At 72.2% G+C, this 14,233-nt stretch carries 16 protein-coding genes and 1 pseudogene; 12 read left to right on the plus strand and 5 right to left on the minus strand.

From position 1 onward, the window contains the following. The 4 genes and pseudogenes from FNH09_RS36860 to FNH09_RS36875 all read left to right on the plus strand — a co-directional run. Positions 1–261, plus strand: a pseudogene (locus tag FNH09_RS36860) (flavodoxin-dependent (E)-4-hydroxy-3-methylbut-2-enyl-diphosphate synthase); the annotation flags it as partial. Positions 262–855: 594 nt separating this feature from the next. After that, positions 856–1,704 carry a GNAT family N-acetyltransferase gene (locus tag FNH09_RS36865; RefSeq protein WP_152894240.1) on the plus strand — a complete coding sequence of 283 codons (849 nt, stop codon included), beginning with the start codon at positions 856–858 and terminating at the stop codon, positions 1,702–1,704. A 67-nt stretch (positions 1,705–1,771) separates the two neighbouring features. Then, a complete protein-coding gene (locus tag FNH09_RS36870) occupies positions 1,772–2,353 on the plus strand; it encodes a GNAT family N-acetyltransferase (RefSeq protein WP_152894241.1) in 582 nt (193 codons plus the stop codon). Positions 2,354–2,426: 73 nt separating this feature from the next. Then, positions 2,427–4,127, plus strand: a complete 1,701-nt coding sequence (locus FNH09_RS36875; protein WP_152894242.1) for a proline--tRNA ligase — start codon at positions 2,427–2,429, stop codon at positions 4,125–4,127. Positions 4,128–4,292: 165 nt separating this feature from the next. Here FNH09_RS36875 and FNH09_RS36880 read toward each other — a convergent pair whose 3' ends face one another. Further along, a complete protein-coding gene (locus tag FNH09_RS36880; RefSeq protein ID WP_152894243.1) occupies positions 4,293–4,523 on the minus strand; it encodes a hypothetical protein in 231 nt (76 codons plus the stop codon). 210 nt (positions 4,524–4,733) lie between these two features. Then, the gene (locus tag FNH09_RS49960; protein ID WP_162469663.1) at positions 4,734–5,156 is read right to left on the minus strand and encodes a helix-turn-helix domain-containing protein; all 423 of its coding nucleotides are present in this window, start codon (positions 5,154–5,156) and stop codon (positions 4,734–4,736) included. A 479-nt stretch (positions 5,157–5,635) separates the two neighbouring features. On the opposite strand from FNH09_RS49960, the gene FNH09_RS36890 reads away from it, so the two are divergent. From FNH09_RS36890 to FNH09_RS36905, 4 genes are read left to right on the plus strand one after another with little or no spacing between them, the layout of a single operon-like run. Continuing rightward, positions 5,636–6,226 carry a sigma-70 family RNA polymerase sigma factor gene (locus FNH09_RS36890; protein ID WP_162469664.1) on the plus strand — a complete coding sequence of 197 codons (591 nt, stop codon included), beginning with the start codon at positions 5,636–5,638 and terminating at the stop codon, positions 6,224–6,226. Then, positions 6,223–7,812: a BN159_2729 family protein gene (locus FNH09_RS49135; RefSeq protein ID WP_338017804.1), complete on the plus strand. Its 1,590-nt coding sequence runs from the start codon at positions 6,223–6,225 to the stop codon at positions 7,810–7,812. Before FNH09_RS36890 ends, FNH09_RS49135 begins: the two co-directional genes overlap by 4 nt. Beyond that, entirely contained in the window at positions 7,809–8,363 is a 555-nt protein-coding gene (locus FNH09_RS50335; protein WP_152894245.1) for a WhiB family transcriptional regulator, read from the plus strand. The genes FNH09_RS49135 and FNH09_RS50335 overlap by 4 nt, the downstream gene beginning before the upstream one ends. Before the next feature lie 29 nt (positions 8,364–8,392). Then, on the plus strand, positions 8,393–8,983 hold the full coding sequence (locus FNH09_RS36905) for a hypothetical protein (RefSeq protein ID WP_152894246.1): 591 nt from the start codon (positions 8,393–8,395) through the stop codon (positions 8,981–8,983). A gap of 639 nt (positions 8,984–9,622) precedes the next feature. On the opposite strand, the gene FNH09_RS36910 is transcribed toward FNH09_RS36905, so the two are convergent. The 3 genes from FNH09_RS36910 to FNH09_RS36920 are packed head-to-tail and all read right to left on the minus strand — an operon-like array spanning position 9,623 to position 11,692. Beyond that, positions 9,623–10,531, minus strand: coding sequence for an aminoglycoside phosphotransferase family protein (locus FNH09_RS36910; RefSeq protein WP_152894247.1), 909 nt, complete (start codon positions 10,529–10,531; stop codon positions 9,623–9,625). Positions 10,532–10,559: 28 nt separating this feature from the next. Beyond that, the gene (locus FNH09_RS36915) at positions 10,560–11,084 is read right to left on the minus strand and encodes a DUF4439 domain-containing protein (RefSeq protein ID WP_162469665.1); all 525 of its coding nucleotides are present in this window, start codon (positions 11,082–11,084) and stop codon (positions 10,560–10,562) included. After that, entirely contained in the window at positions 11,081–11,692 is a 612-nt protein-coding gene (locus FNH09_RS36920) for a hypothetical protein (protein WP_162469666.1), read from the minus strand. The genes FNH09_RS36915 and FNH09_RS36920 overlap by 4 nt, the downstream gene beginning before the upstream one ends. 207 nt (positions 11,693–11,899) lie before the next feature. Here FNH09_RS36920 and rimP point away from each other — a divergent pair, with 207 nt between their 5' ends. The 4 genes from rimP to FNH09_RS36945 all read left to right on the plus strand — a co-directional run. Further along, a complete protein-coding gene (rimP, locus tag FNH09_RS36930) occupies positions 11,900–12,409 on the plus strand; it encodes a ribosome maturation factor RimP (RefSeq protein ID WP_152894248.1) in 510 nt (169 codons plus the stop codon). A gap of 2 nt (positions 12,410–12,411) precedes the next feature. Continuing rightward, on the plus strand, positions 12,412–13,398 hold the full coding sequence (nusA, locus tag FNH09_RS36935; RefSeq protein ID WP_162469667.1) for a transcription termination factor NusA: 987 nt from the start codon (positions 12,412–12,414) through the stop codon (positions 13,396–13,398). 112 nt (positions 13,399–13,510) lie between these two features. Further along, entirely contained in the window at positions 13,511–13,792 is a 282-nt protein-coding gene (locus FNH09_RS36940; protein WP_162469668.1) for a DUF448 domain-containing protein, read from the plus strand. Positions 13,793–13,954: 162 nt separating this feature from the next. Then, on the plus strand, positions 13,955–14,233 hold a 279-nt coding region (locus tag FNH09_RS36945; protein ID WP_162469669.1), incomplete at its 3' end, for a translation initiation factor IF-2 N-terminal domain-containing protein.

A 14,233-nucleotide genomic window follows, 5' to 3' on the forward strand; every position in this document is an offset into this window, starting at 1 on the left:
GGTCTTGAGGGGATGGAGGTCCCGCTGCGGGTCGCGGTCATGGGCTGTGTGGTGAACGGTCCGGGCGAGGCGCGTGAGGCGGACCTGGGTGTGGCGTCCGGCAACGGCAAGGGCCAGATCTTCGTCAAGGGCGAGGTCATCAAGACCGTCCCCGAGTCCAAGATCGTGGAGACCCTGATCGAGGAGGCGATGAAGATCGCCGAGCAGATGGAGGCGGACGGAATCGCCTCGGGCGAGCCCTCGGTCTCCGTCGCGGGCTGACCCACGGTCTCCGTCACAGACCGACGAACGAACGGCCGGGCCCACAGGGGGCCCGGCCGTCACCGTACTCCCGGCTGACGTCGTGTCCGCGGCTGATGTCGTACGACCGGGTTCCGCCCGTGCCCTCGGCGGACGCCGAACGACCAAGTTCCGCCCGTGCCCGCGGCTGATGTCGAACGACCGGGTTCCGCCCGTGCCCGCGGCCGACGCCGTACCGACGGGCACCACCCCTGCGGCTGAGCTTCACCGGGGCCGTTGGGCTCCCGCCCGAAGCACCGGGCACCGCCCGCGCCACCAGCACCGCCCGCGCTGCCGAGCACTGCCCGCGCCGCTGAGCACTGCCCGCGCCGCCGAGCACCGCCCGTACCGTCGAGCTCCCGGCAGGGCCGCGGTCCTGCCCGGGACACGGCCCCGGCGGGCCGTCGGAGGACCTGGGGTGCCGGGGCCGTGGCGGGCACGGTGCGCGGGCGCTACCGCGGCCGGGTTCCGCCGCCGGCCCGTGCTTTCCGCACTCGGCCGTCCCGTGGGGCGGCGCGCCACATTTTCGGCAGGTACAGTGCGGAGATCAGCAGACCCCAGTGTGAGGCCCCCCGCTTGTTGACCCAGACCACCTCACGGGTCCTCGAACCGAGCGACCTGGACGCCGCACTCGCCGTCCTCGACCGCGACCCGGTCACGAACGCCTTCGTGACCTCCCGGGTCCAGGTCGCGGGACTGGACCCCTGGCGCCTCGGCGGCGAGATGTGGGGCTGGTACGAGGACGGCATGCTGACGTCCCTGTGCTACGCGGGCGCCAACCTCGTCCCGATCTGCGCCACCCCCCGCGCCGTCCGCGCCTTCGCGGACCGCGCGCGTCGGGCCGGCCGCCGCTGCTCCTCCATCGTCGGACCCGCCGAGCCCACCGCGCAGCTGTGGCGACTGCTCGAACCCAGCTGGGGCCCGGCCCGCGAGATCCGCGGCCACCAGCCACTCATGGTCACCGACCGGATGCCCGACGACGTCGCCCCGGACCCGTACGTCCGCCGCGTCCGCAAGGACGAGATGGAAACGATCATGCCGGCCTGCGTGGCGATGTTCACCGAGGAGGTCGGCATCTCCCCGATGGCCGGCGACGGCGGCCTGCTGTACCAGGCGCGAGTGGCGGAGCTCGTCGGATCCGGCCGCTCCTTCGCCCGCCTCGACGAACACGGGAAGGTCGCCTTCAAGGCGGAGATCGGCGCGGCCACCCCCCAGGCCTGCCAGATCCAGGGGGTGTGGGTGGCCCCGGAGTACCGGGGGACCGGCCTGGCGGCGCCGGGCATGGCGGCCGTGCTGCGGTACGCGCTGGCCGATGTGGCCCCGGTCGTGAGCCTGTACGTGAACGACTTCAACACCCCGGCCAGGCGGACCTACCAGAAGGTGGGCTTCCGTGAGGTCGGCGCGTTCATGAGCATCCTGTTCTAGCCGCGGTGCTTGTCCTCGCCCCTCGCCGAGCCGCTCCGGCCGAGACGGCCCCTGTAGTCTCCCCGGCATGCTGCGCATCCCCGGTCACGGACACCGCGAACCCGACGACATCGTGATCGGCCCGCTCGACCTGTCGGCCCGTGTCGACGACGCGCTCGCCGTGCAGGCCGTCGCTTTCGGACTGGGCGCCGACGAGGTCGCCGTGCGGCGTCAGATCGTGCTGCGGCACATGACCCACCCCGGCGCCCGCGCGCTGGGCGCGACCACCGCCGACGGCAGGCTCGCCGGCTTCGTCTACGGCATGCCCAACGACCGTACCCACTGGTGGTCCACCGTCGTGGAGCCGTATCTGCGCGCCCAGGGACTCGACTTCTGGCTCGACCACGCCTTCGTGATCACCGAGCTGCACGTCCATCCGCGCTACCAGAACCGTGGCGTCGGCCGCTCCCTGATCACCGCGATCACCGACACCGCGACCGAGCCCCGCTCGATCCTCTCCGCGATCGACACCGAGAGCCCGGCCCGCGGCCTCTACCGCTCCCTCGGTTACGAGGACCTGGCCCGGCGGGTCCTCTTCCCCAGCGCACCGAAGCCGTACGCGGTGATGGGAGCCCCGCTCCCCCTCCTGCGCCGACAGCCCGGCCACTAACCGATTTCCACCGGGATGGACCGCCCGGCTAACCTCCTCACATCACCCTCAGGCAGCAGGAGATACGAGAACCATGGCGAACGTACCGGTCCAGCGCATGTCGAATCTGATGGCGAAGACGCTGCGCGACGACCCGGCGGACGCCGAGGTCCTCAGCCACAAGCTCCTCGTCCGGGCCGGCTACGTCCGTCGTACGGCCGCGGGCGTCTGGACCTGGCTGCCGCTCGGCAAGCGGGTCCTGGCCAACGTCGAGCGGATCGTCCGCGAGGAGATGGACGCGATCGGCGCCCAGGAGGTGCTGCTCCCCGCCCTGCTGCCGCGCGAGCCGTACGACGCCACCGGCCGCTGGGACGAGTACGGCCCCGAGCTGTTCCGCCTCCAGGACCGCAAGGGCGGCGACTACCTCCTCGGTCCCACCCACGAGGAGATCTTCACGCTGATCGTGAAGGACCAGGCGACCTCGTACAAGGACCTGCCGGTCATCCTGTACCAGATCCAGACCAAGTTCCGTGACGAGGCCCGTCCGCGGGCCGGCATCCTGCGCGGCCGTGAGTTCCTGATGAAGGACTCCTACTCCTTCGACCTGGAGGACGAGGGCCTCGCCCAGTCGTACGCCCTGCACCGCCAGGCCTACCAGCGGATCTTCGAGCGGCTCGGCCTGGACTACCGGATCTGTGCCGCGACCGCGGGCGCGATGGGCGGCTCCAAGTCCGAGGAGTTCCTGGCCCCGGCCGCTGCCGGCGAGGACACCTTCGCCGACTGCCCGAACTGCGACTTCGCCGCCAACACCGAGGCGATCACGTACGAGCTCGCGCCCGTCGACGGCTCCGGTGTGGCGGCCGCCGAGGAGATCCCGACCCCCGACACCCCGACCATCGAGACGCTGGCCGCCTCGCTGGGTGTCCCGGCCTCCGCCACCCTGAAGAACCTGCTGGTGAAGGTCGACGGCGAGATCGTCGCCGTGGGCGTCCCCGGCGACCGCGAGGTCGACATGGGCAAGGTCGAGGCGCACTTCGCCCCGGCCGCCGTCGAACTGGTCACCGCCGACGACTTCGCGGACCGTGCCGACCTCGTCCGCGGCTATGTCGGCCCGCAGGGCCTGGAGAAGGTCACCTACATCGCCGACCCGCGCGTCGCCCCCGGCACGGCGTGGATCACCGGAGCCAACAAGGAGCACACGCACGCGAAGAACGTCGTCGCGGGCCGTGACTTCGAGGTCGACACGTACGTCGACGTCGTCGTGGTGCAGGAGGGCGACCCCTGCCCCAAGTGCGGTACCGGTCTCAAGCTGGACCGCGCCATCGAGATCGGCCACATCTTCCAGCTGGGCCGCAAGTACGCCGACGCCCTCAAGCTCGACGTCCTCGGCCAGCAGGGCAAGCCGGTCCGGGTGACCATGGGTTCCTACGGCGTCGGCGTCTCGCGCGCGGTCGCCGCCCTCGCCGAGCAGACCGCCGACGAGCAGGGCCTGTGCTGGCCGCGGGAGGTCGCGCCGGCCGACGTGCACGTCGTCGCCGCGGGCAAGGCCCTCCAGACCGAACTCGCCCTCGACGTGGCCGAGAAGCTCGCCGCCGCCGGTCTGCGCGTCCTGTGCGACGACCGGCCCGGGGTCTCCCCGGGTGTGAAGTTCACGGACGCCGAACTCATCGGCGTACCGCAGATCCTGGTGGCGGGCCGCCGTTCCGCCGAGGGCGTCCTGGAGCTCAAGGACCGCAAGACCGGTGAGCGCGAGGAGCTGACGGTCGACGAGGCCATCGCCCGCCTGGTGAACTGACGCCTGCTGTACGGCTTTTCGCCGGGACCTCCGTCGGGGCGGCCGAGCCCCGCGGACGTCCCGCGGGCCGTGGCTGGACCGTAGGCCCGTTCCCCTCCGCGAGGCATGACACTTCGTCACCACGGAGGGGAACGGCCTCTGTCGACGACATCGGCCGCCGAGGGGTCAGCAGACTTCGGCCGTGAGCAGGCCGCAGGGGGCGAGCTCGTGCGGGAGCTCGACCCGCATACCGCAGAAGCATTGCAACAGGCCGCCCCGTGACGCCGGAGCGCCCAGGTCGATCATGAGGATGTCTCGTACTTCCCGGAGCACATCACTCAACCGGAAGCCTCTGGCGACTCGGATGCTGACCTCGTCCGGGTCCCAGACTGCGATGTTTGGCAGATTGTCTGCCATTGAAATGTGGATGCACACAACTGTCTCCCCAGGGATGCACAACAACACGAGTGATCCGCTCCGGGAGGTCAGCGGCTGACTGATGGTACCGACGGCTGTCGTGACTGGGGGGAGTTTCGGTCATATTCATTCGCGGGGCGTGGCTCGACCTGGAGGCCGGCCGGGACGCCGGTGTGTCGGGCCTTTGACCCCGGCATGGTGCCGCTGACCTCAGGTGATACGGCTGACCTGCAACATCGCCTCGGCGTCCTTCAGGAGCGCGCGCTGACGTGCCTCCGGCAATTGCCGGTACAGCTTGAGGAGCCGTGCCTCCCGCTCGTCCCCACTCGGACCAGGTGCGGGGCGGCCGACCGCCTCGAAGAACTCCCTGGGCGTGGTCCGCACGCCCCAGCGCCGGAACACTTCGACCATGGCGCGAAGCTTCTCCGGGTCGATGCGGGAGGTGCCGCGGGTCCGGTTCATCCACGCGTTCAGCGTCGGGTACGAGATGTCGGCCTCCGACGCCAGGTCCTTCTGGGTCTTGCCCGGAGCCTGTGCCAGGAGGCGTTCGAGCAGAGTCACCAGGTCCACCTCCTGGCGTGCCGGATCGTCCCCGGCCTCTGGGTCTCCTGAGCGGCTCTGCTGGTTCGTCACGCCTCAGAGGATCGGTCATCGATATCTACAAGCGCAAGTAGATCGCAGACCGGCAATTCAGGCTCTTGGGGCACGCTGGAGTGTTGATGGCCTAGCCACGCATTAGTGCGCCCCTCTGCTCCCCCTGCGGCGACGCGCGGAGTCACTTCTTCCCCTTGCGTTCCGTACATAACTTGACACTGTATGCATCTACGTGAAGACTGTAGATAACTCCGGAGGCGGGTCACCGGCTCCCGGTGGAGGTGGGCGCGCAGCGCCCTTTCCGTGGGATCTGCGGGGCGCCCTTCCGGCGCCCGTGTGCAGCGGAGTTGCAGGACGGCACGTGAAACACCCCAGGCACTTACGGCATTGGCCACCCCGTTCCGACACGGAGCGGGGCGACCGGGCGTTCGTTCGCCGAAGAAATCTACATCTACATGGATATTGAAGATGCGGGGGGCCTTCGCTCCGCATCGACGACGTCGACGGGAGTACCCACTGTGTCCGCACCGAACAACGCCACCCACGCTCCGGACGGTCCGGAGCCCGAGTTGGTCGCCCGGGCCCGCGCAGGCGACCGGGAGGCGTTCGCCACCCTCTACTACGAGCACTACCGCCTGGTGTACAGCTTCCTGCTCATCCGCACGCGCAACCGGCACCTGGCCGAGGACCTGACGCAGGAGGTGTTCACCCGCGCGCTGCGCCGTATCAACGCGTTCACCTGGCAGGGCACGGCGTTCGCCGCCTGGCTGATCACCATTGCCAAGAACCTTTATCTGGACGAACTCGGCCGCGGCCGCACCCGGTTGGAGACCCCCGTCGCCGAGTTCCTGGACCCGCAGGAGCCCGGCCGCGGCCCCGAGTCGCTCGCCCTGCGCGAGTTGGAGGCCGTCGAGGCCCACGAGACCGTCCGCACCGCCCTGCACACGCTCAACGCCCAGCAGCGGCACTGCGTCCAACTGCGCTACCTCGACGAGCTGACGCCCCAGGAGACGGCCGAGGCGATGGGCCGCAGCGTGGGTGCCGTCAAGGCGCTGACCCATCGGGCACTTCAGAAACTGCGCTGGACGGCAGGGGCGGTGGCAGTGTGAACAGAAACGTCCCGCACGCCGCGCGCGTGATCCGTACGGTGCTGGCGACCGTCCGTACCGAGCAGGCGTCGGCCCTCGCGCACGCGCTGGACTCGGCCTGTCTCCTCGTCGACCCCGAGCGCTCCTTCGGCGTGGTGCTGTACCGGACGCCGGAGGGCGGCTGGTCGCGCACCGGACGGCCGGTCACCGAACTCGAACAGCAGGCCCTGACCTGGGACGCCGCCTGTGAGCGTGCGCAGCGGGTCGCCCAGGACATCGAGCGGCGTCTCGACGACCACCCCGGCCCCCACGCCATCCGCGTCGAGGGCGACCGGGTCCGGGTCCTGCTCCGTGTCGACGGCCCCGCCGAATGGGCGCGCTGGCACACGTACTTCGGCATCACGGTCGTCGGCGAACGGACCGAGCCCCACACGCTGACCGGTGAGGGGCAGTACGACGGCGTCCGGGTGACGTTGGTGGCCCTCGGCGCCGCGGCGCCGCAGGGGGCGACGGACGGGGAGGAGAAGCGTCCCTTCCGGATCGGCGAGACCCTGTACGACCTCGCGTTACCGCAGCGCGACGCGTACGGCGACATCTGGTACTTCCAGGGCCGCCGCAGCGGCGACGGGATGCCCCTGATGTCCCTCGACGGCCGGCCCGAGCGGTGCTCCCTCGCCAATGTGGCCGCGTACCTGGGGCCGTTGTCGCCGGTGCGGGCCGACGGCGAGGTCGTCACCGCGAGCCCGGCGCCGACCCCGCCGGGGCGGCCCGAGGTGGCGGTGCTGCCCGAACCGGTGGAGCTGCCCCAGGCGGCGCCGCACACCGCCGTACCGCGGGTGCTGCCGAACCTGCCGGAACCGCGCGTCATGGCGGAAGCGCACGGAGCGTGGGCGGGAGCGGACAGGCCGGCCGTGTCGGCGGTGCCGGCCGTGTCGGACTCGGAGACGGAGGCCGAGGCGCGGCCGCCGGTGACGCCGGGGCCGTGGGCGGTGGCCGAGCCGTCGCGGACACCGGAGCCCGAGGTGTGGTCGCGGGCCCAGGAGTCGTGGAAGGCGGACACGCTCCGGGCGGTGGCGCCGCCGGAGGCGTCGGACATTTGGGCGACGGTGGCGGAGACGCGGCCGCGACCGGACGTGCCGGACGCGCCGGGGACCTGGGTGGCGGCGGTGCCGAAGGCGGACGTACGGCCCGAGGCGCACGGCCCGTGGGCGGCGGTGTCCCTGCCCCCGGCGGACCGGTGGTCGGACGTGCCGCGGCCACGGGTGATGACGGACCTGCCGGACCCGCGGACGGTCTCGGACCCACAGGACCTGCGGACGGTTTCGGACCCGTACGACCCGCGGACGGTCTCGAAGCTGCCGGACCCGCGGACGAGGTCGGACCTGCCGGCTCCGCATCCGCATCCGCACCCGCACCCGAACGCGCATCAGGCGGCGCGGTCCGAACCGGAGCCGGAACCGCAGGCGCAGCCGCCGTCGGCACCGCAGCCCGAGCCGCCGTCGGCACCGGCGCGGCTGCCCGAACGGGCCCAGCCGTCCTGGGCCGAACCGCGCGAACCGCTCGTCCCGTCGGTTCCGGCGGCCGGCCCGGCGGGGCCGCCCCGATGAGCGCCGGTCGGTCGAGGGGGCCGACCGGCTCCGGAGGAGGGGCGGAAGGAACACGGGCCTGGGAGTCGAACGCCGCCTGTCGCCACCAGGACGCGGAACTCTGGTTCTCCCGCCGATCCTCGTCCAGGGCCGTGGCCATCTGCGCGGCCTGTCCCGTGCTGGCCCATTGCCGGGCCGCCGTGCTCAAACGTGAGAAGGGATTGCCCAAGTGCCAGCGCAGCGGTGTCATCGCCGGCCTGACCGGACCTCAGCGCTATGCCCTGGAACGGCAGTCGGACCCGGCGCGGCCGCGGCCGTCCGTCGAGCTGACGGCCGGGCGCGCCCCGGTCGGTGCACGGCGAGGGCAGCCCGCCCCGTGCGGGACCCGGGCGGCCTACCAACGGCATCTGCGCCTGCGCGAGACCGTCGACGAGGCCTGCCGCCTCGCCAATGCGCGCAGCGCCGGTCGTTACCGACGCACAGGCTCCACCCGTGGCTGGAACGAAGACGCCCTGGGCCGCGACCGTGTACCGGACGCGGCCGGGACTCCCGGCAGTCCGCCCCGGAAGTGATCCCTCGTTCACCGCCACCGGAGTACTTCATGTCCGCACCTTCGACGGGCCCGCTGCCCGAAGAGCCCGTGGCCGGCGGCTCCCGTGCCCGCCGCTCCCGGGCCGACCGTGCCACCGGCCGCACGGCCGCCCTGTTCCGCTTCCTCAGGCCGCGTGGGCGTGCCGTCCCGCAGGAGACCGAGCCGCCGAAGCACCCTTCCGTCGATCTGGACAGCTGCCGACAGGAGCTGGCCCGCTGGCAGCACCACGCCGACTCCTTCGAGCGGGAGCTGAGCCGCGTCGCCTTCGAACGCGCGCACCTCCTCGCCTGGCTGGCGGCGCTGCACCCGTCGAGCGCGGTCATCACACCGGCCGCCGGCCTCGGCGGGGACGGCACGCACCTGCTGCGGCTCGTGGCCGGGGAGCAGCAGCTGTCCTGGCACCTTCTGCCCAAGGACCTCCCGCTGTTCGGGCACGTGCCGTACGCCGAGCGCAACACCGGACCGCTGCAACGGGACGGTCCCGGCGCCCTGGAACAGGCCGCGCACATCCGCAGCCACACCAGGCTGCTGGCCATCGAGGGGACCCTGTTCGCCGTCCCCGCCGAGAAACAGCCGTCGGCGCGGCCCGCCGAGCACTGACACCACCGCACGGGACGTCTTCGGACCCCCGCGGAACTCCGGTTGGCAGGCTCGGGAGGCACGTCGGCCGGACCAGCGCTCCCCTGCGGGGGCCCTCCAGCAGGGGAGCGCTGCCCCGCCCGCGACCCCGCGCCGGCTTCCGCCCGTCGCACCGACCCCGGCCCTGCGTCCGGCTCCGCCCACGACCTCGCGTCCGGCCCTGCGTCCGGCTCCGCTCACGGCCGCACGTCCGGCTCGGCCCGCCCGCCGCACCGATCCGGCCCCGAGCTCGATCCCGCGCCGGGCGCCGATCGCGACCCGCGCCCGGCTCCGCCCACGGCCTCGCGCGTGGCTACGCTCGCTGCCCCCGCCCGGCTCCGCCTGTCGCGTCGACCTGGCCACGCGCCTCGCAGCGCCGGGCTCCTCCTCGGACCTCGTGCCGTGTTCCGCCTGTCGTGCCGACCCCAGGCCTGCGCCCGGTTCCGCCCGCAGCCCCGCGCGCGGCTCCGGCTGTCGTGCCGTGCCGGGTTCCGCCTGACCTGACGAGTCGGCTCCGCCCGCTGGCCGCGCCCGGTTCCGTCCGTGACCCGCGCCCGGTTTTCTTCGCGACCCGTGACCGGGTCTGCCCGCGACCCGTGACCGGGTCCGCCCGCTGAACCGCTACAGCCAGTTCGCGAATTCCAGGAGCAGTTCGGCGTCCGCCGCTCGGCCCACGCGCCGTGCCCGTGCGCCTGACTCCACCGCGCGGAACAGGGTCCAGCCGCGCAGTCGTTCCTGGTCCACCTCCAGCGACTCCGCGAGCCGCTTCACCCGGCGTCGGGTCGTCGACGAGCCCGACGGAGAGGCGATCAGGTCCTCCACCCGGTCCCGTACCAGCCGGGCCAGGTCGAACGCGCACTCGCCGACCACCGGGTCCGGCCCCACCGCCAGCCACGGCATCCGCTCGCCCGCCAGCACCTTGCTCTGCCGGAAGGTGCCGTGCAGCAGCCGGTGCTCGGGAGGTTCGGCCAGCAGTTCCGCACGCACCGCGAGGGCGACCTCGACCAGCGGGGCCAGTTCGGGATCGGCCGCCGCGCTCGCCGCCATCGCCTCGGCCTGCCGACCGGTCCGCTCGCCCACGGTCTCGAAGACGTGCCCGGCCTCGCCGCCCGGCGGCTCGACCCACAACCGGCGCAACGTGCCCGCCGCCTCCAGCAGAGCCTTCGCCTCGGGAAGCGACCGCACCGAGACGTCCGGGTGCAGCCGCTCCAACAGGAGCACACCCTCCGTCCGGACGTCTTCGAGCAGTTGTACGGCGCCCAGGCCGGCCCAGTGCGCCAGCGCGGCCCGCTCGCTCTCCGGCCGGGCCCGGCCCGGGGCCAGCTTCAGCACGGCGGGCGTGCCGTCGGCCCGCCGCACCAGCACCACCAGACTGCTCCGGCCGCCCGGCAACTGGACCCGTTCCACGGTCAACTCGCGTAGCGCAACGGCCTGCCCGGCCGCCTCGGGCAGCCCCTCCAGCCAGGCGTCACCGTTCGGTGCCGTCTCGCCGAGCGCCCGCACCAGACGCTGCGGCGGTTCGAAAGCCATGCGCGAGTCGATTCCTTCCGCTCCAGGGTCACGCCGTCGGTGACGCCGAGGCCGGCGTCACCGTCGAATCAGCACCCGCGGCGGCGCTCGCTCCCGCGCTCGTCCCCGCGGTCGCACCGGTACCCGCCAACTCGGCGAGACCAGGGAAGGCTACGCTCCCGCCGCGCCAGCGCACCGCCCGGACCGCCGCCTCGCGCAGCGCCGCGGCCGCCTCGCCGCGCCGTGCGCCCTCGCTCGCCCGCACCAGGTCGGAGTACACCCCGGCGACCCGTTCCTCCAGTTCGGCGGCGAGCCGCACGGCCGCGGCGGAGTCCGCCACGGGGAACGGCAAGGCGTACGCGGCGCTCGCCGCGACCGGCTGGCCGCCCAGGTCGCGGACCTTGCGCACCAGCGCGTCCCGGCGCGCCCGGTGCGCGTCGTACGCCGTCCGCGCCTCCGCGCGCCGCTGCTCGGCGACCCGCCCGCCGACGACGCCGTATCCGTACACCGCCGCGTGCTCGGCCGCCAGTACGGCCTGCAACGCCTCCAGTTCCGGAGTCTTCGCCCCGCTCACTTGGTCCCCTCCGTCAGCAGATACGCGTGTGCGGCCCCGGCCGCGGCCACCGAGGCCAGCAGCCGGGCCAGTTCGCCCGGCACGTCCAGCAGCGCCTTGGCGCGCTGGTCCGCCAACGCCCGTTCGGCCGCGGCCAGCCCGGTGAGCGCCTCCTTCTCGGTGCCCGGTGCCGCGGCCGGCCCGGAGGAGGCCGACGCGGAAGGCGTCGACCCGGGCGACGCGGACCCGGACGCGGCCGACCCGTCGGGCCCCGACGCCGGGGAGGCCGAGGTGGCGGACGCGGTGGCGGGCGGGGTGGCGGACGGCTTCGCCTCGACGCCCCCGAACGCCGTCACATGCCGGAGCACCTCGGCCCGCAGCGGCGCCAACCGCTTGGCCAGCCCCGGAAACGCGGCGATCACCAGGTCGTATCGCTCGACGATCCCCGTGCTGTCCTGGGCCGCACGGGCTCGGGCCCGCTCGGTGACCGAAGGGCCGCGGCTCGCGGTCTCCTCGGCGTCCTCGCGGGTGGGGGAGCAGCCCACGAGGAGGGCGGCCCCGGCGGTGGAGGCGAGCAGGGATCTTCTACGCGGCCCCGAGGGGGTGCGCGGTGGCGGGAAGTACGGCACGGCAGTCGTCCTCAGGGGGGCTTGTGCGAACACACGGACGGGGAGGGCGGCCCCGCCGGTGATCACGGTACCCGCGCGCCCGCCCGGCATCACTCATCGGCACCGCTGCACGTGCACGTGGACGGCAACACTCCCTGCGACCGGATACCCTTTGAGCAGACACACGCCCCATCCCACAACAGCACACGCGGCCGAGGAGTCACCCGGATGAGCACCACTCAGAGCGAGAGGCTGCGAGAACTACTGGAACCGCTCGTGACCTCCCAGGGCCTCGATCTCGAAGAGATCGCAGTGGACTCCGTTGGCCGCAAGCGGGTGCTGAGCGTCGTCGTCGACTCCGACACCGGAGCCGATCTGGACCGGATCGCCGATGTGAGCCGCGCGCTCTCGGCGAAGCTCGACGAGACGGACGCGATGGGCGAGGGCGAGTACACCCTCGAAGTCGGAACCCCGGGCGCGGAGCGCGCCCTCACCGAGCACCGTCACTACGTGCGTGCTCAGGACCGGCTGGTGAGGTTCCAGCTCACCGAGGGCGGCGAACTGACCGCCCGGATCCTGACGGTCGACGAGGCCGGTCTCGACGTCGAGGTGCCGGGAGTGAAGGGCCGCAAGGCCACCTCCCGCAGGCTCGCCTTCGACGAGATCGCCAAGGCCCGGGTCCAGGTCGAGTTCAACCGCAAGGACAGCAAGGACATGAAGGAAGAGGAGGAGGCGTAGCCGTGGACATCGACATGAGCGCCCTGCGGGGCTTGGTGCGGGAGAAGGAGATCTCCTTCGACCTGCTGGTCGAGGCGATCGAGTCGGCCCTCCTCATCGCCTACCACCGCACCGAGGGAAGCCGCCGTCACGCGCGCGTGGAGCTCAACCGGGAGACCGGGCATGTGACCGTGTGGGCGAAGGAGGACCCCGAGGACCTCGAAGAGGGCCAGGAGCCCCGCGAGTTCGACGACACCCCGTCCGGCTTCGGCCGTATCGCCGCCACCACGGCCAAGCAGGTGATCCTCCAGCGTCTGCGCGACGCCGAGGACGACGCGACGCTCGGCGAGTACGCCGGCCGTGAGGGCGACATCGTTACCGGTGTGGTGCAGCAGGGCCGTGACCCGAAGAACGTGCTGGTCGACATCGGCAAGCTGGAAGCGATCCTGCCGGTGCAGGAGCAGGTGCCGGGCGAGACCTATCCGCACGGGATGCGGCTGCGGTCGTACGTCGTCCGGGTGGCGAAGGGTGTCCGCGGTCCGTCCGTGACCCTCTCGCGCACGCACCCCAACCTGGTGAAGAAGCTCTTCGCGCTGGAGGTGCCGGAGATCGCCGACGGTTCCGTCGAGATCGCCGCCATCGCGCGTGAGGCCGGTCACCGCACCAAGATCGCCGTGCGGTCCACCCGTTCGGGCCTGAACGCCAAGGGCGCCTGCATCGGCCCGATGGGCGGCCGGGTGCGCAACGTGATGGCCGAGCTGAACGGCGAGAAGATCGACATCGTCGACTGGTCGGACGACCCGGCCGAGATGGTGGGCAACGCGCTGTCCCCGGCGCGGGTGAACAAGGTCGAGGTCGTGGACCTCTCGACCCGGTCCGCGCGGGTGATCGTGCCCGACTACCAGCTGTCGCTGGCGATCGGCAAGGAAGGGCAGAACGCCCGGCTCGCGGCCCGGCTCACCGGCTGGCGTATCGACATCCGGCCGGACACCGAGCAGGTGTCCGAGTAGCGCTCCCCCGGGAGTGGGAATAGATCCCGGCCTTTGTTGCTTGGATCACGACAACAACCGTTCGATTTTTGCCCCAAAGGGGTGAGGTCGGTGCGGGGAGGTAGACTTAGCAGTGTCTGGCCGGACGCGAGCCCGCGTATGCCCTGAACGCACCTGTGTGGGGTGCCGGGAGCGAGCGGCCAAGACTGATCTGCTGCGCATCGTGGCGATCGAGGACGCATGTGTCCCCGATCCTCGCGGTACGCTGCCCGGCCGGGGTGCGTATGTACATCCCGTCCCGGTCTGTCTCGACCTGGCGGTACGCCGCCGGGCGTTCCCGAGGGCGCTGCGCGTCCCGGGCCCGCTCGACGTAAAGGTGTTGCGCCAGTACGTGGAGCAGACAGAACGTTGCTGAGCAGGCAACACCGTAAGAAGCGTCGCGCGGACCTCCGCGCGGCCCAGGTACCCCGCGAGTTGGAAGTAGGTCGAGATTGCGATGAGCACTCGATGAGCACGCGATGAGTACGCCCATGAAGTAGCGACGGTCCGGCCGCAACCCGGACCTAAAAGGAGCGAAGTGGCTAAGGTCCGGGTATACGAACTCGCCAAGGAGTTCGGTGTGGAGAGCAAGGTCGTCATGGCCAAGCTCCAGGAACTCGGTGAGTTCGTCCGATCGGCGTCTTCGACGATCGAGGCGCCCGTAGTACGCAAACTGACAGACGCCTTCCAGGGTGGTGGCAGCGGCAAGTCCGCCGGCCGTCCCGCCCCGCGCAAGGCGGCCCCCAAGCCCGGCGCGCCCTCCCCGGCGCAGACGGCTCGTCCGGCTGCTCCGAAGCCGCCGGTCGCCCCCAAGCCC

The sequence above is a fragment of the Streptomyces adustus genome (genome assembly GCF_009377175.1).
Lineage (GTDB): Bacteria > Actinomycetota > Actinomycetes > Streptomycetales > Streptomycetaceae > Streptomyces > Streptomyces adustus.